This is a genomic window from Collinsella sp. CLA-JM-H32 (assembly GCF_040098165.1).
Classification (GTDB): domain Bacteria; phylum Actinomycetota; class Coriobacteriia; order Coriobacteriales; family Coriobacteriaceae; genus Collinsella.
In genome coordinates this window covers 1-22207 of sequence record NZ_JBBNMZ010000010.1, presented here as the reverse complement: position 1 = coordinate 22207, position 22207 = coordinate 1, and the positions used below count along the sequence as shown (strand labels likewise).

The 22207-nt window shown below is 58.6% G+C and carries 19 protein-coding genes; 15 read left to right on the top strand and 4 right to left on the bottom strand.

Annotation, left to right across the window (positions count from 1 at the left end; genetic code table 11):
• The first annotated feature begins 21 nt into the window (after window positions 1–21).
• The 7 genes from AAA021_RS07210 to AAA021_RS07180 all read left to right on the top strand — a co-directional run bounded on the left by AAA021_RS07210 (window position 22) and on the right by AAA021_RS07180 (window position 7612).
• Entirely contained in the window at window positions 22–681 is a 660-nt protein-coding gene (locus AAA021_RS07210) for an HAD family phosphatase (RefSeq protein WP_328291069.1), read from the top strand.
• Between the two features lie 150 nt (window positions 682–831).
• Window positions 832–1575 carry a GntR family transcriptional regulator gene (locus AAA021_RS07205; protein WP_349088643.1) on the top strand — a complete coding sequence of 248 codons (744 nt, stop codon included), beginning with the start codon at window positions 832–834 and terminating at the stop codon, window positions 1573–1575.
• Between the two features lie 218 nt (window positions 1576–1793).
• A complete protein-coding gene (locus AAA021_RS07200; RefSeq protein WP_349088641.1) occupies window positions 1794–3257 on the top strand; it encodes a YfcC family protein in 1464 nt (487 codons plus the stop codon).
• A 9-nt stretch (window positions 3258–3266) separates the two neighbouring features.
• The gene (locus tag AAA021_RS07195; RefSeq protein ID WP_349088640.1) at window positions 3267–4850 is read left to right on the top strand and encodes an amidohydrolase family protein; all 1584 of its coding nucleotides are present in this window, start codon (window positions 3267–3269) and stop codon (window positions 4848–4850) included.
• A gap of 1 nt (window position 4851) precedes the next feature.
• On the top strand, window positions 4852–5703 hold the full coding sequence (locus AAA021_RS07190) for a sugar phosphate isomerase/epimerase family protein (protein ID WP_195568319.1): 852 nt from the start codon (window positions 4852–4854) through the stop codon (window positions 5701–5703).
• Window positions 5704–5765: 62 nt separating this feature from the next.
• A complete protein-coding gene (locus tag AAA021_RS07185) occupies window positions 5766–6734 on the top strand; it encodes an SIS domain-containing protein (RefSeq protein WP_349088639.1) in 969 nt (322 codons plus the stop codon).
• Between the two features lie 14 nt (window positions 6735–6748).
• Complete coding sequence (locus AAA021_RS07180; RefSeq protein ID WP_006234359.1) at window positions 6749–7612, top strand: PfkB family carbohydrate kinase; 864 nt, start codon at window positions 6749–6751, stop codon at window positions 7610–7612.
• 278 nt (window positions 7613–7890) lie between these two features.
• Here AAA021_RS07180 and AAA021_RS07175 read toward each other — a convergent pair whose 3' ends face one another.
• The gene (locus AAA021_RS07175; RefSeq protein ID WP_349088638.1) at window positions 7891–8673 is read right to left on the bottom strand and encodes a TatD family hydrolase; all 783 of its coding nucleotides are present in this window, start codon (window positions 8671–8673) and stop codon (window positions 7891–7893) included.
• A 14-nt stretch (window positions 8674–8687) separates the two neighbouring features.
• A complete protein-coding gene (locus AAA021_RS07170) occupies window positions 8688–9485 on the bottom strand; it encodes a tRNA threonylcarbamoyladenosine dehydratase (protein ID WP_055287198.1) in 798 nt (265 codons plus the stop codon).
• A gap of 179 nt (window positions 9486–9664) precedes the next feature.
• Between AAA021_RS07170 and AAA021_RS07165 the strand changes: the two genes are divergently transcribed.
• The 3 genes from AAA021_RS07165 (at window position 9665) to ettA (ending at window position 12504) form a co-directional block, all read left to right on the top strand.
• The gene (locus AAA021_RS07165) at window positions 9665–9943 is read left to right on the top strand and encodes an autorepressor SdpR family transcription factor (RefSeq protein WP_349088637.1); all 279 of its coding nucleotides are present in this window, start codon (window positions 9665–9667) and stop codon (window positions 9941–9943) included.
• The gene (locus tag AAA021_RS07160; protein ID WP_349088636.1) at window positions 9936–10640 is read left to right on the top strand and encodes an SdpI family protein; all 705 of its coding nucleotides are present in this window, start codon (window positions 9936–9938) and stop codon (window positions 10638–10640) included. Before AAA021_RS07165 ends, AAA021_RS07160 begins: the two co-directional genes overlap by 8 nt.
• Window positions 10641–10824: 184 nt before the next feature.
• Window positions 10825–12504 carry an energy-dependent translational throttle protein EttA gene (gene ettA, locus AAA021_RS07155; RefSeq protein ID WP_055251458.1) on the top strand — a complete coding sequence of 560 codons (1680 nt, stop codon included), beginning with the start codon at window positions 10825–10827 and terminating at the stop codon, window positions 12502–12504.
• Window positions 12505–12564: 60 nt separating this feature from the next.
• On the opposite strand, the gene AAA021_RS07150 is transcribed toward ettA, so the two are convergent.
• Window positions 12565–13872, bottom strand: coding sequence for a hypothetical protein (locus AAA021_RS07150; protein ID WP_349088635.1), 1308 nt, complete (start codon window positions 13870–13872; stop codon window positions 12565–12567).
• 140 nt (window positions 13873–14012) lie between these two features.
• Complete coding sequence (locus tag AAA021_RS07145; protein ID WP_349088634.1) at window positions 14013–14975, bottom strand: hypothetical protein; 963 nt, start codon at window positions 14973–14975, stop codon at window positions 14013–14015.
• A 203-nt stretch (window positions 14976–15178) separates the two neighbouring features.
• Between AAA021_RS07145 and AAA021_RS07140 the strand changes: the two genes are divergently transcribed.
• From AAA021_RS07140 to AAA021_RS07120, 5 genes are all read left to right on the top strand, one after another.
• Complete coding sequence (locus AAA021_RS07140; RefSeq protein WP_349088633.1) at window positions 15179–17158, top strand: NAD(+) synthase; 1980 nt, start codon at window positions 15179–15181, stop codon at window positions 17156–17158.
• A 118-nt stretch (window positions 17159–17276) separates the two neighbouring features.
• On the top strand, window positions 17277–18440 hold the full coding sequence (locus tag AAA021_RS07135; RefSeq protein ID WP_349088632.1) for an aminotransferase class I/II-fold pyridoxal phosphate-dependent enzyme: 1164 nt from the start codon (window positions 17277–17279) through the stop codon (window positions 18438–18440).
• 200 nt (window positions 18441–18640) lie between these two features.
• The gene (locus AAA021_RS07130; protein WP_195544157.1) at window positions 18641–19591 is read left to right on the top strand and encodes an L-lactate dehydrogenase; all 951 of its coding nucleotides are present in this window, start codon (window positions 18641–18643) and stop codon (window positions 19589–19591) included.
• A gap of 114 nt (window positions 19592–19705) precedes the next feature.
• Window positions 19706–20866, top strand: coding sequence for a DUF2974 domain-containing protein (locus AAA021_RS07125; RefSeq protein WP_195544158.1), 1161 nt, complete (start codon window positions 19706–19708; stop codon window positions 20864–20866).
• 111 nt (window positions 20867–20977) lie between these two features.
• Window positions 20978–21982: a nucleoid-associated protein gene (locus AAA021_RS07120; RefSeq protein WP_349088630.1), complete on the top strand. Its 1005-nt coding sequence runs from the start codon at window positions 20978–20980 to the stop codon at window positions 21980–21982.
• Window positions 21983–22207: the final 225 nt, after the last annotated feature.

The window sequence follows — 22207 nt, the reverse complement described above, 5'->3', positions numbered from 1 at the left end:
CCTTTTGTTAGGGAGGGTGCCGTGTCCGCATTTCCGTTCGACGCCGTTATCTTTGACATGGACGGTGTCATTGTCGATACCGAGTATTACTACCTGGGCGAGACTGCCGCGTTTGCCAAGGAGCTTGGGCTTAATCTGACTCAAGAGGAGTTGAATGGGCAGGTCGGTACCTCGCATCAGTTCTTCCTGCATATGCTGGTCGATTGGTTTGAGCGCGCCGGTAAGGGGCATTTCACTGGGGAGGAAGCGTTGGCCCGTTGGGACGAATGGGCCCATAAGCGTCCGCGCGACTATCAGGCTTTGATTAACCCAGGCGCCGTGGATACGATTCGAGAGCTGCCGCGCCGCGGCGTTCGCGTGGCGCTTGCCAGCTCGTCTCCCATGGATAGCATCGAAGAAGTGCTCAACGCATGCGGGCTGTCGGATGCCTTTGAGTATGTGGTGAGCGGCGAGCAGTTTAAGGAGAGCAAGCCCGAGCCCGACATCTACCTGCATGCGCTGGATCTGCTGGGGCTGCCCGCGAATCGCTGCTGCTGCGTTGAGGATTCGGTGCCTGGCATCACCGCTGGCAAGCGAGCCGGCCTGACAGTCATTGCCAAGCGCGAGGAGCGCTTTGGCTTTAGCCAGGATGCCGCGGACAAGATTATCGACCAGCTGCCGGAGCTGCTCACGCTTTCTTAGGAGCGCGGTAGTTGCGCGTTTTTCGGGTCAGATGAGTAAATATCCGACATTTTGGTGCGGCAGCAAGCATACTTTATGCTAATGCGGGCTTAAGGACTTGTTGAATGCCCTTAAGCCCGTTTTAGACTTAATTGTGCTTGGAGAGGGTATATGCCACCGACTGAAGGGCTAACTGACGGTAAAGCAGCGATACCGCTGTACCAACAGGTTATTGATATCATCAAAAACGAAATCAACTCCGGCGCCTACAAGTCAGGCGCGCGGATACCCAACGAATTCGAATTGGCTGAGAGCTATGAAGTTGGCCGCGTTACCGTGCGACGCGCTATTGAGGAGCTCGTCCAGCAGGGCTATCTAACGAAGCGGCAGGGGAAAGGCACGTTTGTCAATGCCCCCAAGCTTAAGCGCAAGATTCGCCAGAAGGATGACGTCCAGAGTTTTTCGGACGCATGCCGCGTTAACGGAATGGAGCCGGGGGCGTGCGTCATTTCGAGAAAGATACTGCCGGCGGATTCCACCGAAGCGCAGTTCTTTGGTGTTCCCGTTGGAACTGACTTGATTTGCGTTGAGCGCGTGCGCACTGCCGATGGCGTCCCTGTCATGCTCGAGAACAACATATATGTTTACGAGGACAACGCCTATCTATCAACGGCACCTCTATCTAACCAATCCATTTTTGAGTTCGTGCGCAACCGGACGGGCCGCACGCCCGCGTTTACCGACCCGTGCACGCTCGAGATCGCGTGCGCGTCGCCCGAGGTCGCTCGACTGTTGGCGGTTCCCGTTGGCGAACCCTTGTTTTATATGGAAGCCTTCTTTTTCGATGAGCAGCGGCGGCCGTTTATCATCGGTCGTCAGCGGATCGTTGGGTCTCGCTACGTTTTTGACATCTAGGACATTGCGAATGGAAGCGCCCGGTGGATCATCTCACCGGGCGCTTCCATACCGTTCACGGCGCGAACGCAACCGTTCAACCGCGTTGCGGCAATCAGTTTGAAATTATCTTGATGAAGGAAAAAGCTGCTGGTAATCTATGGGACGTCATAGAACGTTTGCATTGTGCAAATGTTGAAGCGAGATGCGATGCAGCCTCGAGTTCTTTGGAGGTATCTATGTCAGATACGAAGGCGAAGAAGACAAACAGACGTTTTAAGTTCAAATTACCGCATGTCTATACGATCATGTTCTTGCTGATCGTTGTCTTTGCGGTCCTGACTTGGATCGTTCCCTCTGGCCAGTATCAGCGCAAGACGATTTCGACAGCGGCGGGCGAGCGTGAAGTCGCCGTTGCTGGAACCTATGAACAGGTCGATAAGAACTACACCGATTCCGAGACCGGCGAGACCATCAATCTGGGCCAGGATATCTTCGCGGTCCTGCAAGCGCCCACCAAGGGTATCCAGGAGGCTGCCGACGTCGTTGCGTTCGTCTTATTGATTGGCGGATCGTTCGCAATCATCACCAAGACCAACGCTTTGAATGCCGGCATGAGCCGTGTGGTTAAAAAGCTCAAGAACAAGGACATCCTCATCATTCCCATCACGATGACGTTGCTGTCCATTTGCGGCACTACGTTTGGTATGTCTGAGGAAGCCCTGCCGTTCTATGCCATCTTCATTCCCATCATGATGGGTATCGGCTATGACTCGATGACGGCATTCATCATCTGCTTCCTTGGTCCCAACCTGGGATATTGTGCTTCGACCATCGACCCGTTTAATGTTTTGATTGCCCAAGGCATCATTGGCATCGAGGGCAATCCGCAACTGTGGCTGCGCGCCGTTTCTTGGGTCATCTTCACTGCCGTCGGTATCGCATGGGCCATGCGCTACGCCATGCGCGTCAAGAAAAACCCCGAGTCGTCCATTACGTACGAGGACGATAAGCTCAAGCGTATTGAGTTTTCCGTGACCGATGCCTCCATCGAGGAAGAGTTCACTATCCGTCAGAAGCTCGTGCTTATTGATTTTGCCTGCGGTATGGGCATTATCGTCTGGGGTCTTGTTACCCAGGGCTGGTACATGAATGAGATTTCCACCGTGTTCCTTGGCATGGGCTTGCTTGCCGGTATCCTGGGCGGTCTTGACCAGCAGACGATCGCTGAGGAGTTCGTTAAGGGTCTCGCCGACTTTGCGTACGCTGCCATCGTTATCGGTATCGCTCGCGGTATTCTGGTCATCGCCGAGGGTGGCATGATCATCGACACCATCCTCCAGGCGCTCGCTACTGCGCTCGCCGGTGCACCAGCCGCCGTCTACACCACGTTTATGTATATCGTCCTTGGCCTGCTCTCTTTGCTGGTTCCCTCGAGTTCTGGCCTGGCGGCGCTCACCATGCCCGTTATGGGCTCCCTGACCGAGCTCATGGGCCTCAATCCCGAGGCGGCCGTCACTGCGCTCCAGTTTGCCAACCAGACCATCAACACCATCAGCCCCGTGGCGGGCATGACGGTCGCCGGCCTTGCCGTGGCTAGGATTTCGTTTGGCCAATGGTGGAAGACCATTTGGAAGTTCTTCATTTTCATGGTCGTCTTTGGCCTGATCGTAACGGCAATCTCTGGCATGCTTCCGGTGTAGGTGGTTGTGATGTCTGATCGTTTGACGGTCCTGACGTCTAAGAGCGTCTTTACCGGTACGGGGGACCTGCCGTTTGAAGGTTTCGTAGCGGTCCGTGGCAATCGAATTGAGGCTGTTGGCACCAAGTGTGAGGTGGCTTCGTATTTGACCCAGGCGGACGAGGTAGTTGACCTGGGCGACCGCACTGTCATGCCTGGCCTGATCGATGTGCATACCTTCTATACAGGTTGGGCGCTGCGGACGTTGGGGTCTGATCTGTCCGGCGTCGCTGATGCCAAAGAGGCCGTGTCGCTCTTGCGTGCATGGAAAGAAGATCATCCGGATTGCGCGGCGGCTTTTGGCCACAACCTGCCCGAAACGTTGGCATCGGATGCCGAGAACGCAAATACGGCAGCTGTGTTTGACGATTGTTTTGGTGATATCCCTGTCGTCTGCTTTACACCGGGTGCGGAGACCTGCGTTCTCAATGCTGCCGCCAGTGCGCAATACGGCTTTACGCCCCAGGCGTGCTATGCCGAGAAGATCTGGCGCATGATGAGCGATTTCCTCGCGCTGCCCGAGGTGCGTGCCGGGTATTCGGACTACATGAGCATGCTTAACGAGCGCGGCGTTACCGCCATCAAGGAGATGGCGTTTGATAACTACTACGGCTTTGCCGATGAAATGGCTCGCCGTGAGGAATCTGGTGAGCTGACGGTTCGCGTCTCTATGATGTCGCAGCCGGTGGGTGCCGGTGCAAATCTGTCATATGCCCGCGAGGCACGAGAGCGCTTCCGGGGACCGTTCGTTCGTTTTTCTGGCTTCAACCGTATGACCGATCGCGGCGTATGGGCGGGGCTTGCCGAGATGATTGAACCCTATGAGGACACGGCCGATGCGGGCGCTGCCGGCAAGACGGTCGTCGAGGAGCCAGAGTGGGATCTGATTGAGAGCGAGCTGCGTGCAATTGATGCTGACGGTTTCCGATATTCCTTGCATTGCCAGGGCGATGGCGCCGTTCGTCGCACCGTGGCGCTCTATGCCTCGCTGCCTCGAGACGAGCATGGACGGATGCTTCGCCGCCATGCGATTACCGATCTCGAGAACTCTGACCCGACCGATCTTGTCGAGTTTGGCAAGTTAGGTGGAATTTGCGAGGTCTATCCGCAGATTCTGACGCTGGACCGGCGCGAGGATTGCCTGTCGATGATGCGTCGACAAATTGGCGAGACGCGACTTTTACACAGCTGGAATCGCCGCGGCATGGAAGATTCCGGATGCACAGTGTGCTGTGGAACGGATTTGCCGCTGCTGATTCCGAGCCTGGGCGAGTCAATTTACAGCGCGTGCGGCGGATTCTTCGCCGACGGACTGCCCGTGAATGAGGTCAACGCGCTGACGCTTGTCGAGCTCTTGCGCGCTTGGACTGCCGGGGGCGCGTACGACCTGATGCGCGAAGACGAGCTGGGTACGCTCGAGGTCGGCAAGCTTGCCGATATCTGCGTGCTCGATCGGGATGTGTTTGACCTCGATTATCGCGACGCACGCGATCTTGCGGTTGATATGACGATGTCGGACGGACGAATCGTGTTCGATCGAAATAAGGAGGCATAAGATGCCTGAATCCAAACCGACGCTGCGCCGCGAGCAGATTGCGGGCATGAATATCCACTACATCATGTGGTCGCTCGATTACTTCCTTGATGTGCAGCAGCGTTTGGGCTTTGAGTCCATTGAGCTGTGGTGTGCGGAGCCGCATGTGACACTCGACCACACGGGCTACTTTGAGGCTGAGGTCCTGGCGAAAAAGGCTGCAGACCGTGGGCTTAGGTATCGTACTCTGTGCCCCGAGAATGTTGTCTATCCTTGGCAGTACTGCGCACGCAAACCGCTGCATGAACAGCGCAGCCTGGCGTACTTTAAGCACGGCATTGAGCTTGCCGAGGTACTTGGGTGCGACCGCATGTCCATCAACTCGGGCTGGGGCGACTGGGACGAGGACCGCGAGGAAGCCTGGAAGCGCAGCCGCGAGCACTTGTCCATTCTGGCGGAGTATGCCGGCGAGCACGGTCTGGTGCTTACGATGGAAAGCCTGCGTCCCGAGGAGAGCAACCTTGTGACGACGGTTTCCGATGCGAAGCGCATGATTGACGAGGTCGCGAGCCCGTACTTACAGCCCATGGTTGATACAACCGCGATGGGCGTTGCAGGCGAGACGCTCGAGGACTGGTTTGCCGCCTTTGGTGATGGGGCAATTCACGAGATGCACTTTATCGACGGTGACCCGTATGGCCATCTGGTGTGGGGCGATGGCAAGCACGATATGGACGCCTTCGTCGCCACACTCAACGCCCATGGTTTCGACGGCATGCTGGGCCAGGAAATCACGGACGGTCGTTACTACGATGACCCGGCGGCGGCAGATGCCAAGAACATGGCCGCATTCGAGAAATATCTGATTGACTAAAACAACCATCGGCCACGCAACCAACGTCATTGATTGCGGGCCAAACAAGAAAGGAACTGGATATGAACGCACACGATCTGATCAAAGAGGCAATTGCCGAGAAGGGCAAGTTCGACAGCGTCTACTGGATTGCTTGCGGTGGCTCCATGATCGATTTGATCCCGGCTCATGAGCTTCTGCAGCGCGAGGCAACCACCTTCACTTCGTATATCTATACGGCTCGCGAGTTCGATATCATGCGTCCGCGTCGTCTGGGCGAGAAGTCCCTGGTCATCGCTTGTAGCCACAGTGGCAACACCCCCGAGGTCGTCGAGGGCTGCGAGATTGCCCTTGCTGCCGGCGCTACGGTGATCGCCCAGACCGACAACGCTGGATCCAAGATTGACTCCGGCAAGTGGACCACGTGGGTCTACCCGTGGGGCGAGGGCGTGCCGCAGGCCGAGGTCCCCGCTGGCATTTCGCTGTCGCTTGCGGCCGAGCTGCTCGATCAGCAGGAGGGCTACGCCGATCTTGCCGATATGTATGCCGGTATCGCCGAGATGGATAAGATCCTTCCCTCGGCACGCGAGAAGGTAAATGCCGAGCTGGGCGATCGTTTTGCCAAGCTTTGCCAGGAGCACGAGTTCTTCTACATTCTGGGCAGCGGTCCCAACTTTAGCCAGACCTACGGTTTCGCTATCTGCTCTCTTATGGAGATGCAGTGGCAGCACTGCAGCTACATCCACTCTGCCGAGTACTTCCATGGCCCCTTCGAGGCTACTCAGGATGGCGTTTTTTACTTCCTGCAGATGGGCTCCAGCGAGTGCCGTGCCATGGACGAGCGCGCCCTGGCGTTCCTTAAGACGCATACCGATACGCTGATGGTGCTCGATGCCAAGGAGTACGGTATGGAAGCCGTGCCGGCGAGCGTCCGTGCCTATCTGGACCCGGTGCTGTTCTACGCCATGAACTGCGAGCTGCGTGCTGCACGCGGCAAGGTGTTTGATCACGATCCCGATTTCCGTCGCTATATGGGTGTTGTCGAGTACTAGAAGGGACAAAGGCCATGGCATTTAACGTTAACGCGCTCGGATTTGGCGACAACGTCGTCGATCGCTACGAGCATATCCACACCATGTATCCCGGCGGCAATGCGGTGAACTTCGCCGTTTATGCCAAGAAATGCGGTGCCGCACGCTCTGCATACATGGGCATTTTTGGTAATGACGCCGCTGCCGAGCATGTCATTGCAAGCCTCGAGGATGAGGGTATCGAGCTTGACAAGTGCGAGCAGATGATTGGCGAGAACGGAGCGGCTCGCGTGACCGTCGTTGACGGTGACCGTGTCTTCCTTGGCTCCAACGAGGGCGGTATCCGTGGCGATGCGCGCTATGTTCTCGATCGCTTTGATCTTGCGTACATGAAGCAGTTCGATGTGGTTCATTCGGGCAACTATTGCTTTACCGAGCGCGAGCTGCCCAAGTTGAAGGCTGCGGGCGTCACGGTCTCTTTTGACTTTTCGGACGACTCCACCGACGAGTACTACGAGCAGATTGCGCCCTACGTCGATTTCGCTTTCTTTAGTGCGGCGGATGCTGCGAGTGAGGACGAGATTCGCGAGCGTCTGGCATGGGTGAAGGGCCTGGGTCCGCGTTTTGTGTCGGCTACGGCGGGCGCCGAGGGCTGCATTGCTTACGACGGCGAGCGTTATTACCGCCAGCTGGCTAAACCGGTAACGGACATGAAGGACACCATGGGGGCGGGCGACTCGTTCCTCACCTCGTTTTTGATGTGCTATCTCGATTCCGCCAAGCGTGGTGAGGATGGCGCCGAGGCCATCGAGCGCGCGCTCGACTTTGCTGCCGGGTTTGCCTCGACCGTGTGCGGCATGGAAGGTTCTTGGGGCCACGGAGCACCAATCGTCGAATAGCCGAGCTGTCCCGGGGAGCTGTATTGGTGCCTTCCCGTGACTCGGTGGTTAAAAAAGCCAAATATGAGTACTGTGACTAATTTAGTCGCAGCAAAATCGACCCCTTCAGACGTGATTTGAGCGTTTGGAGGGGTTTAAGATTGCGAAAATGCAGGATGAGTGACTGTAAAAGTGTTAGTTAATGGACAATCGTAGATTATTCTGGTGGTCGGAAAGCTCAGAGTAATGTATCCATTTCGCTAGCAGTACTCATATTTGACGTTTTTTGACCACAGGGGTTAGCGAAGGCTAAAAACAGAGTGTGCATTCGCTAAAACCGCCGACTCAATATGCTTTGCTTCGCATTTTTTGAGCGAGGCGACGTGTTCTGAGGCGCTTTCGAGCGATCTGATGAGTGACTGTGCGCTTATTTCTGCGTTTGCCTCCGCTGGTGCATCGGTCTCGAGCAGTAAACGATCGAGTGGAATTTGTCGTACGTATTCGCGTCCTCGTTTAGATGCGAGCATGCGTTCGTTGACGGAAAAATAACAGCCCGCATTACGCGCGCGGACGAGTTCGTCCGAAGTACCGCTAAACCAGTGGAAGATGATAACGGGGGAGTCGGGGTTTGGGATGAGTAGTCCATGCGATTCGAGGACGTCCAGTACGGCTCCTGCCGAACGAACGGCGTGAATTGATATCACGCGCCCGGTAAGAGGATGCTGCACGAGCGCATCGCAGAGCCGGTTAAGTGCCTGTATTTGTAGCGGCTCACTTCCAGCAAAGCGCGCGGAAAAGTCGAGTCCGACTTCGCCGATGTAGCGTTCTTGGGCAGCAACTTCGCAAAGCAGATTGACTTCGACAAAACCGCAGTGGCCATCGGCGAGCCACCAGGGGTGAAGCCCAACGCCGGCGATGATGCCTGGTTGGCGACAGGCGCGCTCGTTTGCGGCCGAAAAGTCGCGCGGATTGACGCCGCAGTCAAATAGACCCAAGCCCAGCGCCGTCGCCTCATCAGCAACGGCGTCCGGGTGAGCCATTAAATCAAGATGGCAGTGTGCATCAAATAGCCGGGGCTCCATCTCGGCGCGCTCCGCTAGTCTAGGCGCTGGCCATCGGCGCGCACGCGCTCGGTGCCGCGGCCGCTGATCTGGCGGATAACCTCGCCGGCAATCATCTGGCCCATGATGGGCGGCATAAAGCTGGCGGTTCCCAGCTCGGTGCGCTCGTGGATGTTGGAAGGGTCGCGGGGCTGTGTCTTAACCGATTCCTCGCAGCTAAACAGTACATGCAGGCTCTTGATTCCACGCTTCTTGCATTCTTTGCGCATGATGCGGCTCATGGGGTCACGTACCGTATCGAAAATGTCGGCAAAGCGGAGGCACTCGGGATGGAGCTTGTTGGCCCCGCCCATGGAGCTAACCAAACGAATGTCGTGGTCCTGAGCATATTTGGCAATGGTGAGCTTGGCCGAGATGGTGTCGATGGCGTCGACGACGTAGTCGAGCTTGCCGTCCGTCTGCTCCAAAACGCTCGCGAAGAAATCATCGATGTTGTCGCTCAGCAGGTATTCGGTGCGCTTGATGACGGTAGCGGTAGGGTTGATGTCGTGAATCATAGCCTCCATGACGTCGACTTTGCGCTTGCCGACGGTGCTGTGAAAGGCGATGGCCTGGCGATTGATATTGCTGGGCGCGATGATGTCCTTATCCAGAATGACGAAATGACCGATGCCGCCGCGGGCGAGTGCCTCGCAGCAGTTGGAGCCCACGCCTCCGCAGCCGAGCACTAGCACCGTAGCATCGGCGAGCTTATCGAGTGCCTCGCGGCCCATGATAATCTCGAGCTTGGTGTCGCGTGTCTCGATGGGAGTTGCGGCTGTGGTTTCGGTCATAGATATCCTCCGATGGGGAAGCGAATCGTGTTTTAGCTATCGTCATTATAGGTAATCGCCCATAGGTTGCGATGGCGTTTGCTTTGATGTGGTTTGAAGCATTGCGATTAGATAGTTAGACAAACATCTAAATATCAAGTATAGTGTGCACGTCATGAGAGATGATGAGAGGAGGTCTTATGCCGGGAGAGGGTTTTAAGGCGCTTGCCGATCCAACGCGACGGCGCATTTTGGAGTTGCTGCGCGAGGGCAATTGCACGGCGGGGGAGCTTGCCGAGCATTTCGATATCAGTAAGCCGTCGCTGAGCCATCACTTGGCGACGCTCAAAAACGCCGGGTTGGTGACCGACGAGCGCCATGGCCAAAACATCGTATACAACTTAAACACCACCGTCATGCAGGATTTAATTGGCTGGTTTATGGGCTTTACAAACACTGAAGGTGATAAGGATGAATAACGAAAACAAGGGCATTCACCCCACGGGGGTATCGTCGCGCGTGTGGATTGCGCTGGTCGCTCTGTGCGTCGCCAATGTCGTAGCGCACCTCATGGTGATGCCGAGCTTGCCTGCGCAGATTCCCACGCACTGGGGCGCGAACGGCGCCGTCGACGGTTGGGGTCCTAGCTGGATGGCCTCCGCGCTCGGCGTGCTGCCTCTGGCGCTTCTCGCAATGTTCCGCATGGTGCCGCGCATCGACCCCAAAGGTGAGGCATATCGAACCTCGGGCAAGTTCTACCAGGGCTTCGTAATCGCCTTCACCTTGTTCATGTGCGCCATAAGCTGGCTGGGAGAGCTTACGGTCTGGGGCGTGGTGCCGGCGGTCGGTTCGGTTAACGTGCTGATTTCCGGTGTTGTCGGTTTGCTGTTCATCGGCGTAGGCAACTACTTGCCGCGTGTGAAGCAGAACTATACGCTCGGTATCAAGACACCCTGGGCGCTTGCCGATCCCGAGAACTGGCGCCGTACGCAGCGTTTTGGCGGCGCCTGCTTTATGGTGCTGGGTATTGGCCTGATTGTGATGGGCGTGGCAGGCAGCGTGCTTTCGAGTGAAGTCGTCGCCGCGGTGATTGCGGCTCTGGCGTTTGGTTCGGTTGGAGCCGTTTACGTCTACTCGTATCTGTTGTGGCGCAAATCGCAGCGAGCCGCTCGTTAAGGTTGCGGAAAACTAGCGTACGCAGTTCATAGTATGTTCCGGGGGACTTTTCCCAGGTAGTATTAGGGGGTGTGGGCAACCATGCCCCTTTTTCGTTACGTTTCAGAGCTGGTTCCCTCATTTCGTTTCCACTAAAGCGAATCAAGAATAGGGAAACAGCAGGTAGAAAGGATAGAACAGACATATGGCGGAGTTTATCTACCAGATGTATCAGGCTCGCAAGGCCCATGGCGACAAGGTAATCCTTGACGACGTGACCCTGAGCTTCTACCCCGGTGCCAAGATCGGCGTCGTGGGTCCCAACGGCATGGGTAAGTCGACCCTGCTCAAGATTATGGCCGGCATCGAGGAGGTCTCCAACGGCGATGCCAGGCTCACCCCCGGCTACACTGTGGGCATCCTGCAGCAGGAGCCGCCGCTCGACGACGACAAGACCGTCATCGAGAACGTGCGCATGGCGTTTGGCGATATGATCGCCAAGGTCGATCGCTTCAATAAGATCGGCGAGGAGATGTGCGACCCGGATTGCGACATGGACGCCCTCATGGCCGAGATGGGCAAGCTCCAGGACGAGATCGACGCCGCCGACGGCTGGGATATCGATTCCAAGCTCGGCCAGGCCATGGACGCCCTGCAGCTGCCCGATTCCGACATGCCGGTCAACGTACTTTCCGGCGGCGAGCGCCGTCGCGTGGCCCTGTGCAAGCTGCTGCTCGAGGCTCCCGACCTGCTGCTGCTCGACGAGCCCACGAACCACCTGGACGCCGAATCGATCCTGTGGCTCGAGCACTTCCTGCACAACTACCAGGGCGCGGTGCTTGCCGTCACGCACGATCGCTACTTCCTGGATAACGTTGCCGAGTGGATCTGCGAGGTCGACCGCGGTCACCTTTATCCCTACAAGGGCAACTACTCCACGTATCTGGAGACCAAGGCCGCCCGTATCGAGGCGCAGGGCAACCGCGACGCCAAGCTCGCCAAGCGCATGGAGGCCGAGCTCGAGTGGGTACGCAGCTCGCCCAAGGCTCGCCAGGCCAAGAACAAGGCCCGTCTGGCTCGTTACGAGGAGATGGAGGCCGAGGCCCGCGCAAGCCAGAAGCTCGACTGGACCGACATCCGCATCCCCGTGGGCCCGCGTCTGGGCAACAAGGTGCTCGAGGCTCATCACCTGCACAAGGAGTTCGATGGCCGTGTGCTCATCGACGACCTATCGTTCACCCTGCCGCGCAACGGTATCGTGGGTGTCATCGGCCCCAACGGTGTCGGTAAGACCACACTGTTCAAGACGATTGTGGGTCTGGAGCCGCTGACTTCGGGCGAGCTCGAGGTGGGCGAGACCGTCAAGATTTCTTACGTCGATCAGAACCGCTCTGGCATCGACCCCGATAAGAACCTGTGGGAGGTCGTCTCGGATGGCCTGGACCACATGATGGTCGGCGAGACTGAGGTTCCGAGCCGCGCTTATGTGGCGAGCTTTGGCTTTAAGGGCCAGGACCAGCAGAAGCGCGCCGGCGTACTCTCCGGTGGCGAGCGCAACCGTCTGAACCTGGCGCTTACGCTCAAGCAGGGCGGCAACCTGCTGCTCCTCGACGAGCCCACGAACGACCTCGACGTCGAGACGCTGTCCTCGCTCGAGGCGGCGCTGCTCGAGTTCCCTGGCTGTTCGGTGGTCATTAGCCACGACCGTATGTTCCTGGACCGCGTTGCCACGCACATCCTGGCGTGGGAAGGCACCGACGAGAACCCGGGCAACTGGTATTGGTTTGAGGGCAACTTTGAGGCCTATCAGGCCAACCGTATCGAGCGCCTGGGCGAGGACGCAGCCCAGCCGCATCGTATCCACCGTAAGCTGACGCGCGATTAGTCGAGCTCAGGTGACCTAACGAGAAAGGGACGATAACCTTGGGGTTATCGTCCCTTTTTGTTACTTGGTAGAAGGCTCGACTTTATCGATGGCCCAGGTGGATCCGAGGCCACCGGTGGTATTGCGGCGGATGCGCACGGCAACCTCGCGGCGCTCGCCGGCCTGCGTGTAGCGCAGGGGGAAGCTTGCGCGGTTTCGCGCGGCCTCGATGGTACCGCGCTCGCGGGCGATCCAGTAGTACTCGCCGACAATGCCGAGGATATCGGCGCCGTAGGGGAGATAGGTCGACAGCTGGTGCAGAAGCGGGCCGGGGCAGAAGACCTCGGTTGCGAAATCGACGGGGAAGTCCTCGGGGATGGCGGGCGCTACGGGTGCGGGGGTTGGGGCCTCTGCGAGTACCGAAGCCGGTGCCGGTGCGGGAATTTGGTCGCAAGCAGAGGCGGGCACGGATTCGATGACGGGTGCGAACTCCAGCGTCGTCTTCGGCTTGATTGTGGAATCTGCGGGCTTCACGGTGACGGGCGCGTCTGCAGCTTCAGTTTCAACCTCAACCTGCGTCGCGCTCTGATTCTCGACGCTCGACTTTACCTCGATGGGCGTGGATGCCATGGTGATGATGCCGGCGTTGGCGTTCTCGGGGTCATAGACGACCGTGAGCGAGATGGCGGGCTGCGGCGTCTCGGGCTCCGGCGCCGACTCGGTAGCGTCTTGATCTGCGGGCTCGTCGGACTGATCGTCTTCGGCTTCGTTGCCAAAGACATCGCTGTTTTGGAACGCAGGCGTCTCGGGTTGGTCAGCAGCTTCTTTGGTTGTCGACTTGGGCGCTTCATTGAGCTCCACAGTGGCTTCCTGCTCGGATATGACTTTGGGATCGGTCGTGGCGGCGATTTCGGTTTCGGCTTCTGCCGTTACCTCAATAGCGACTTCGATCTCTGTCTCGGGCTCGGATTCCGGCACGGCTTCAACCATGGCTTCGGGCTTGGGACGCTTAACGTGCTTGGGACGCACGGCCTTGAGGTCCTTCTCACCGCGCTTTTTCTTTTTGTAGGACTGCTTAGCGCCCTTGGCTGCCTTGGGCTTGTCCTCGTCCTTGGCAAGGGCGGCATCCCAAGCCTTGTTGGCGATGACGGTGGCATACAGGCGACCGCCCTTAAAGACGGTCAGCTTAATGCAGTCGTCGAGCTCCTCGAGCAGCTCGCGCGTGGACTTGAAGCCCAGGTCATAAGCGGTCATGTCGCCGGCGGCGAGCGCCTCCTCGACCTGTGTCATAAACGTTTGCTTGCCGCACCCAATCGCGTCGCGCAGCAGGCGATACAGATAGATGTGGTTGCCCAGCGAAAGCGTGGGCCTAACTATTGTCTTGCTCATGGCAAATCTCCTCTTTACACATGTAAAGCATCTTACCATCGCATGGCGTTCGCCATGGCGGCGCCCAAGGCAAACGGGCGCGAACCGCTTTCGATTCGCGCCCGTTGTACAGGTCGGTTATCTATGAGAGACAAATGTGCTTAGTTGCCCGATGCCGTGCCTTGGCTCGAGTTGTCAGATGCCGTGCCGGACGCGGTTCCGCTCGAGCTGTTCGAGCCGTTGGTGTTGCTGCTGTCTGCTGTGCCCGTTCCCGACGTGGTGTCACTCGTCTGGCCGCCCGTGCTCGGCTGCGAACCGTCAGTCGTTTGACTTGAGTCGGTCGTGCCGGACGGCGTGCTACTGTTGGCCGTAGAGGAATCGGTGCCCTGCGATTGGTTTTGGGTGTTCGAGGACGAATCGGCAGAGGTGGAACTGTCTTGCGTGCCGTCCGCCTGTGTCTGCTGATCTTGCGACTGGGTGTTGCCATTTGCATCGCTCTCGGTCGTGCGCGACGAAAGGATTGGCTCGGGGCGCTCGCCCAGACCCTCACCGGCAGTGGTGATAAGGATGGCGCCAGCGCAGGCGATGACTGCGACGATGGCGATGGCGATCGAGAAGACGATGACCTTCTTTTGCGTCTGGCTGCGCTCTGCCGCGGCCTTGGCGCGCAGGCTGTTGGGGGCGACACGCGCCGTGGTCGCGCGTCCCGCAACCTGGCGCATCTCCTGCGTGGTCGCGGCGCCACCTAGGTGCTCCTCGACATCGGGCTCAACGGGCTCGTAGGCGCCGGCAGGGTAGTCGACAGCGGCATGCGTGCCCTTGATTGCTTCGGCGCTGGCGGAGATAAAGTGGCGATAGACCTGCGAGGACACAACAGTGATGACTGAGCTCACAGCGGCACCAATCACCGAGCCGGCAATGCCGATCTTTGAAGCAAGCGCCACGCTCGTGGCGGCAGCTGCGGCGCCGGCGATGATCTGGGGAATGGAAATGTCGTCGAACAGGCCCTTTTTGGGCGCGATGGCCATGGTCTGTCCAATGGAATGGTTCTCGTGTACGCCGTTGTTGAGCGATGCCGGCGTCATGACGCGCGTGCGCGGCGCGTCGGTGTACTTGGTTGTCATACGGGGTCCTCCCGGTGTAAATCTGCTTCGTTTCGTGTAGCCATCAGGGTACCCACCAGATGTGAATCGTACGTGACATTTAACAGATACCATCAACTCATCAATTGCTCACCAAGTTGGTGGGATGCGGTTCCACCCGGCGGTTGAACTACAATAGGGCTTGCTAATTGTGTTGAATATCGTTTACGCACGGGAGCATTCTTATGAATCTTCACCTTTCTCAGTCTGATGGCTTTTTGCGTGTGGCGGCGGCCTCGCCGCGGATTCGCGTGGCCGATGTCGAGGGCAATGCCGAGGTTGCGCTGGCGGCTGTTCGCGAGGCTACCGAGCGCGGCGTTCGCGCGCTGGTGCTGCCCGAGCTTAACCTGACCGGCTATACCGCGGCCGACCTGTTCCATAACCGCACGCTGCTGCATGCCTGCGAGGCTGCTCTGGTACATATCCTCGACGAGACTCGTGAGCTGCCGATTGTCTTTACCATCGGTCTTCCCGTTGCAGTTGCCGAGAATATCTACAACTGCGCCGCCGTGTGCTGCGCGGGCGAGCTTTTGGGTCTTACGGCCAAAAAGTATCTGCCCAACTATGGTGAGTTCTACGAGCGCCGCTGGTTTGCTCCGGCGCCTGCGGATCCCGTGTGGGTTGAATTTGCCGGTCAGGGTCCGGTTCCGCTGGGTTCGGGGCTTGTCTACCGCTGCTGTGATGAGGGCGCCGAGGACCTGGTGCTGGGCGTTGAGGTCTGTGAGGACCTGTGGGTGCCGGCGCCGCCTTCGACCGAGATGGCGCTTGCCGGTGCGACGGTGATTCTCAACCCGTCGGCCTCGGATGAGATTATCGGTAAGGCAGACTATCGCCGCAGTCTCATCTCCAATCAGAGTGCGCGCCTGTACTGCGCCTATGCCTATGCGGATGCGAGCGAGGGCGAGTCCACGACCGATATGGTCTTTGCAGGCGAGAACCTTATCTACGAAAACGGCTCCAAGCTCGCCGCCACCAAACTGCTTACCTGCGATATGGCCGTCGCCGATGTCGATCTTGACCGTCTGGTTGCCGAGCGCCGTCGCTCGACGACGTGGACGCGCGCGGACGATGCGCCGGAGGCCACGACCGTTGAATTTTCGTTTGAGGGCGTGCTGGCAGACGAACCTGTCCTGCGCGATGCCTGCGATATCGACCGTGTCTTCCCCCGTGCGCCCTTTGTGCCGGCCGACCATGGCGACCTGGCCGAGCGTTGCGAGACCATCCTCGACCTGCAGACCGCCGGCCTCAAGACCCGCCTTGCCCATACGGGTACCAAGGCTGCAGTCATCGGTCTTTCGGGCGGCCTGGACTCCACGCTGGCACTGCTCGTGACAGTTCGCGCCTTCGATGCACTGGGGCTGCCGCGCACCGGTATCACAGCCGTGTCCATGCCCGGCTTTGGCACGACGCATCGTACTAAGTCCAACGCCGAGTCGCTCGCTCACGACCTGGGTGTGAGCTTCCGCGAGGTTTCGATCCACGCGGCTGTGGAACAGCACTTCAAGGACATAGAGCACGATCCGACCGTGCAGGACGTGACCTACGAGAACAGCCAGGCCCGCGAGCGTACGCAGATTCTGATGGATCTGGCCAACCAGGCTGGCGGTTTTGTCATCGGCACGGGCGACTTGTCGGAGCTGGCACTCGGTTGGGCTACCTATAACGGCGACCACATGAGCATGTATGCCGTCAACGCGAGCGTGCCCAAGACGCTTGTGCGCCATCTGGTGCGTTATGCTGCCGATGTCTTTGGCGGGCGTATTGCCGAGACGCTGCTCGACATCCTCGATACACCGGTGTCCCCCGAGCTTCTGCCGCCCACGGGCGACGGCGAGATTGCGCAGAAGACTGAGGATTTGGTGGGCCCGTACGAGCTGCACGACTACTTCCTCTACTACCTGCTGCGTTTTGGCTTTGAGCCGGGCAAGATCTACCGCATGGCGCTCAAGAGCTTCGAGGGCGTCTACGACGCCAAGACCGTCCACACGTGGTTGCGTACGTTCTACCGTCGCTTCTTTGCTCAGCAGTTTAAGCGCAGCTGCCTGCCCGATGGTCCCAAGGTGGGCTCGGTGACGCTCAGCCCGCGCGGCGATTGGCGTATGCCGAGTGACGCCAGCTCGCGTCTGTGGCTTGCGCAGATCGATGCGCTCAATGCAATTGACTAAGGTTGGCTAAATTGAACCAATACGAGGGTTGCAAGCGTTACACTTTTGCAATCTGATGGCCCGTATCGCGCGGCGCTCTTGTCGGAGCGCCGCGTTTTTCATATCGAAAGGTGGCACCATGCAGGCATCGCAGCGTCTCGACCGCTTTGGCGCGGAGGTCTTCGCCTCGCTCAACAACAAACTGCTCGCGCTGAAGGCTCAGGGCAAGACCATTTACAACATGAGCGTGGGCACGCCCGACTTTAAGCCGTACGACCACGTGGTCGAGGCGCTCACGCAAGCAGCCAAAGATCCCGAGATGTGGAAGTATGCCCTGCGTGACCTGCCCGAACTCAAGCAGGCCGTGTGCGATTACTATGAGCGTCGCTTTGGTGTCTCCGGCATTACGCCGTCCATGGTGCAGTCGTGCAACGGCACGCAGGAGGGCGTGGGCCATTTGGGCCTGGCCCTGCTCGATCCGGGCGACACTATTTTGGTTCCCGATCCGTGCTACCCGGTCTTTGAGGCGGGTGCCAAGATCGCCGATGCCAAGCTCGAGTACTATCCGCTGGTTGCCGAGCACAATTACCTGCCCTATGTGGCGGGCATCGATCCCGAAGTGGCCGACCGCGCCAAGTATATGATCGTGTCGCTGCCCGCCAACCCGGTGGGCTCGGTGGGCACGCCCGAGATCTACGAGGAGATCATCGCTTTTGCTCGCGAGCACGACCTGCTCATCGTCCATGACAACGCGTACTCCGACATCGTGTTCGACGGCGAGCCGGGCGGCAGCTTCTTGCAGTATCCCGGTGCGCTCGAGGTGGGCGTTGAGTTCTTCTCGCTCTCCAAGTCGTTTAACGTCACCGGTGCTCGCATCGGCTTTTTGGTCGGCCGCGAGGACGTGGTCTCTGCCTTTGCCAAGCTACGCAGCCAGATCGACTTCGGTATGTTCTTCCCGATCCAGAAGGCTGCTATCGCCTGCCTGAACGGTCCGCGTGATGAGGTCGAGGCGCAGCGTTTGAAGTACCAGGAGCGTCGCGATGCCCTGTGCGACGGTCTTGAGGGCCTGGGCTGGGAGCGTCCCAACGCGCATGGCTCCATGTTTGTGTGGGCCAAGCTTCCCGGTGGTCGCACCGATTCCATGACGTTTTGCGAGGAGCTCATGGAGAAGGCCGGTGTTGTGGTGACGCCGGGCGCGAGCTTTGGTCCTTCGGGCGAGGGACATGTGCGTATGGCGCTGGTTTTGCCGCCCGACCAGATCGCTTTGGCTGTCGAGGCCATCCGCGAAGCGGGCCTGTATTAGAAAGCTATTTCGGCTCGTCAATAGCTCGAAACCGATTTCGTGCAGTTATTTTACGAATTCTGCAAATAATTTCGGCAAACGTCGATATTTGGCTGCGAATAGGAGCATAATCAAAGTCCCGATTGGATGTATTGGGATTACGGCAAGCCGCTCGGGTCGTTCCCGGGCGGCTTGTTTGTGGAGAGAGATGGGAGTTTCTAATGGTTAACGAGAAGAAGGTCGCTATTGTCGGCTGCGGTTTCGTCGGTTCGTCTTCGGCGTTCGCGCTGATGCAGAGTGGTCTGTTCTCCGAGATGGTTCTCATCGACGTGGACAAGAACCGCGCTGAGGGTGAGGCTCTGGATATTGCGCACGGCATGACGTTTGCCGAGCCGATGAAGATCTACGCTGGCGATTATTCCGATGTCGCCGACGCCGCCATGATCGTCGTCACCGCTGGCGCTGCCCAGAAGCCCGGCGAGACCCGCCTGGACCTGGTCAACAAGAACGTTAACATCTTTAAGTCCATTATCCCCGAGATTAAGAAGTCCGGCTTCGACGGCATTCTGCTCATCGTCTCCAACCCGGTCGACGTTCTGACCTACGCCGCCATCAAGATGTCCGGCCTGCCCGAGGGCCATGTCATCGGCTCCGGTACCGTGCTCGACACCGGCCGTCTGCAGCAGATGCTCGGCGCTCACGTCGAGGTTGACCCGCGCGACGTTCAGGCTTATGTCATGGGCGAGCACGGCGACTCCGAGTTTGTCGCTTGGTCCAGCGCCCAGGTTGCCGGCGTGCCGCTGAACACCTTCTGCGAGCTTCACGGTCATCTGGAGCATGAGGCTGCCGAGAAGCGCATCGCCGAGGACGTCAAGAACTCCGCCTACACCATCATCGAGAAGAAGCACGCCACCTACTACGGCGTCGCCATGGCCGTTAAGCGCATCTGCACTGCCGTCATGCGCGATGAGCAGACCGTTCTGCCCGTTTCCTCGCTCATGGTGGGCGAGTATGGCCTGTCCGATCTTGCCATCTCCATGCCGACGGTCGTTGGCCGCGACGGCGTCGTCTGCCGCGTCCCCGTGCCGCTGAACGATGGCGAGCAGCATGAGCTCACCGCCTCTGCAAAGGCCCTCAAGGACATCATCGACAGCGTCGACTTCTCCTGCTAAATGCGGCTCGTTTGAGCAACAGGCTACAATGAAGGCGCCCGGATCCATGTGACCCGGGCGCCTTTTTGGTGCAAGGTAACCTGACCCCAATGCACCATAGTTGATGGGAGGGCCATGTCGGATTCGCCTAATTTTTTAACCTATGCCCAGACGGCGTTTGATCCGTTTGAGGAGAGGCCGTTCTGCGCGGTGGATAGCCTCGTCTTTGCGTGGTTGTCCTATTTGCGTTTGCCGGGTGATATGGCGGAGCTGACGAACTGGCAGGGCCTAGACGTACGCGAGCTGCTGCGTGCCGAGTGCTACCGGGACATGATTGACGACTTGTGGGATCCAGAGGGGAGCAGGGCCTTGTTGGAGGCCGTGGCAGCAAGCCCTCGCTACCGTGGCGTGCACGTTTGCGGCTATCGTGCCGTGAGCGATGTGGTGGCGACAGAGCAGTTTGCAGCCATGGCGTTCCGGTTTCCGGCGGGGTTTAGCTATCTTTCCTTCCGGGGGACCGACAGCACGATTGTGGGCTGGAAAGAGGACTTTAACATGGCGTTCCGGTGTCCTGTGCCGGCCCAGGAATCCGCGGCGCGTTATGTGGACGAGGCGGCGGATGCGATTGACGGGCCGCTCTTGTGCGGAGGCCATTCCAAGGGCGGAAATCTGGCTGTGTATGGTGCAGCGATGTGCTCAAGCGGTGCTCGTAACCGGATTGAGCGGGTCTTCTCCCACGATGGCCCTGGCTTTGTCGAGGAGTTTCTGAACGGAGACGCCTTTGCGAGCCTTTCTGGTCGTATCGATAAAACCCTGCCCCAGTCTTCGATCTTCGGCATGATGTTCGAGACGCAAGAGGACTACGCTATCGTCGAAAGCACCGAGTTTAGCCTGCTGCAACACAATCCCTTTAGCTGGGTGGTCGACGGCTGCGATTTTGTGTATTGCGAACGCCTGTCTGCTGGCGCGCGATATGTTGATGGCTCTATTCGCGAGATGCTGCTTGCAGTGTCACCTGGCGAGCGCGAGCGTTTTGTAGAAGCGTTGTTCTCCGTGTTTGAGGCTACGGGCGCCGAACGTTTTGCGGATATCGCCGGGAACATGCGCGAGAACCTGCCTGTGATGCTCCGGGCCGCCCAAGGCTTTGACAAGGATACGCGCCATTTTGTTTCGCAGACCATCGCGGCAATCCTTAGATGTGCATTGCTGCCCAAACGCCCTCAGATCGACATGTCCGCTGCCGGTAAGAGTCTGGCAGAACAACTCGAGGCCTGGCAGTCCGAGCTCCTGCGTTAACCATTGGTGCAGAGAAACCTGGCCCCAATGCAGCAATCTTCGATGCGCTTGGGGCGGGCTCGACCGCTATACTGGTTCGTGCCGAAATCGATCTAGAACGGAATGCCGTATATGAAAATCAATCACGCGATTCTGCATATCCTGGACTTTGACTCTGCCGTTAACGTTATGAGCCAGCGCGAGCTCGATATCGAAAGCCGTACTGTGCGCAACTTCGTGACCACGCATCTGCGCCGCGCACGAACCTCGGCCGACAATAAACGTGCCACGTTTGCCGAGAACTCTGCGTTTGGCGGCGAGCTCAAGGGCTATTTCTTTGGCGAGCGCGAGTTCGTGGACCTGTCGCAGCAGATTGCGGAGTTCATCTCTTCCGAGCTCACCAAAGCCGAGAAAGCCGAGTCCACCGACGTGCTCGTGGCCGATTTTGACGACGATGAGGATGCCCGCTGGTTTGCCGTGATGCTGCTGGGCTCCAAGCAGGCTTTTATGCACGAAGTGGGCCGCGAGGAGGGGGAGGTACGCAACGACATCGCGCGCCACTACGCCATTCTGCCGAACCCCTCGCAAAAGGTGCCGAGCTATGCCATCGTGCGCGCGAGTACCATGGAGATCGGCTACGTGGACAAGAAGCGCAAGATTGCCGGCGAGGACCGTATGCTTATCCCCGATGGCCTGCTGCAGTGCGACACGGGTGTATCGGGCAAGGAGGTCATCGACACCGTGACGCGTGTGGTCGAGGAAGTCGCCGAGGAGCATGGTGCCAATACGGCCGTGGCACTCGCCAAGGTTAAGGTTGCCGTTGCCGAGAAGGTTGAGGATGACGAGGAGCTGCCGCCTTGGGATATCGTCGATGAGGTCTTTGAGGACGAGCCGGTTATCAAGGAGAACGTGCGTGCGGCGCTGACCGAGGAGAAGGTGCCCGAGCGCGTGCCCGTGGAGCGCAAGCAGGTCGAACGCGCGGCCGTGCGCAATCACAAGATTCGTACCGACACGGGCATCGAGATCAGCTTCCCGGCCGAGATGGGTTCGAACTCCGAGTATATCGAGTTCGTCAACGAGCCCAACGGCCTCATCTCCATCGAGCTCAAAAACATCGGGTCAATTGAGAATCGATAAACTGCGCTTGGGCGCTGCTGAAAAACAAAGGCCGAAGCCTCGGATGAGGGCTTCGGCCTTTTTACTTGGGGCTTAATTACGCCACTGGTTGAACATACGTCAGACACTATGACCCAATCCAGGGGCACGGAAACGACAGGAGCCCCCGCTCGTGACCGCGGGTCGGGGCTGCGACAATGTTGTTGAAGTGCCAGAGGCGCAGCCGCGCCGCAACGAGGTTGGGAG

Bases quoted from the DNA above. Each gene is read 5' to 3' on its own strand.
- AAA021_RS07205 (WP_349088643.1), top strand. From the start codon at position 832: ATGCCACCGACTGAAGGGCTAACTGACGGTAAAGCAGCGATACCGCTG.
- AAA021_RS07200 (WP_349088641.1), top strand. From the start codon at position 1,794: ATGTCAGATACGAAGGCGAAGAAGACAAACAGACGTTTTAAGTTCAAA.
- AAA021_RS07195 (WP_349088640.1), top strand. From the start codon at position 3,267: ATGTCTGATCGTTTGACGGTCCTGACGTCTAAGAGCGTCTTTACCGGT.
- AAA021_RS07190 (WP_195568319.1), top strand. From the start codon at position 4,852: ATGCCTGAATCCAAACCGACGCTGCGCCGCGAGCAGATTGCGGGCATG.
- AAA021_RS07185 (WP_349088639.1), top strand. From the start codon at position 5,766: ATGAACGCACACGATCTGATCAAAGAGGCAATTGCCGAGAAGGGCAAG.
- AAA021_RS07180 (WP_006234359.1), top strand. From the start codon at position 6,749: ATGGCATTTAACGTTAACGCGCTCGGATTTGGCGACAACGTCGTCGAT.
- AAA021_RS07175 (WP_349088638.1), bottom strand. From the start codon at position 8,673: ATGGAGCCCCGGCTATTTGATGCACACTGCCATCTTGATTTAATGGCT.
- AAA021_RS07170 (WP_055287198.1), bottom strand. From the start codon at position 9,485: ATGACCGAAACCACAGCCGCAACTCCCATCGAGACACGCGACACCAAG.
- AAA021_RS07165 (WP_349088637.1), top strand. From the start codon at position 9,665: ATGCCGGGAGAGGGTTTTAAGGCGCTTGCCGATCCAACGCGACGGCGC.
- AAA021_RS07160 (WP_349088636.1), top strand. From the start codon at position 9,936: ATGAATAACGAAAACAAGGGCATTCACCCCACGGGGGTATCGTCGCGC.
- ettA (WP_055251458.1), top strand. From the start codon at position 10,825: ATGGCGGAGTTTATCTACCAGATGTATCAGGCTCGCAAGGCCCATGGC.
- AAA021_RS07150 (WP_349088635.1), bottom strand. From the start codon at position 13,872: ATGAGCAAGACAATAGTTAGGCCCACGCTTTCGCTGGGCAACCACATC.
- AAA021_RS07145 (WP_349088634.1), bottom strand. From the start codon at position 14,975: ATGACAACCAAGTACACCGACGCGCCGCGCACGCGCGTCATGACGCCG.
- AAA021_RS07140 (WP_349088633.1), top strand. From the start codon at position 15,179: ATGAATCTTCACCTTTCTCAGTCTGATGGCTTTTTGCGTGTGGCGGCG.
- AAA021_RS07135 (WP_349088632.1), top strand. From the start codon at position 17,277: ATGCAGGCATCGCAGCGTCTCGACCGCTTTGGCGCGGAGGTCTTCGCC.
- AAA021_RS07130 (WP_195544157.1), top strand. From the start codon at position 18,641: ATGGTTAACGAGAAGAAGGTCGCTATTGTCGGCTGCGGTTTCGTCGGT.
- AAA021_RS07125 (WP_195544158.1), top strand. From the start codon at position 19,706: ATGTCGGATTCGCCTAATTTTTTAACCTATGCCCAGACGGCGTTTGAT.
- AAA021_RS07120 (WP_349088630.1), top strand. From the start codon at position 20,978: ATGAAAATCAATCACGCGATTCTGCATATCCTGGACTTTGACTCTGCC.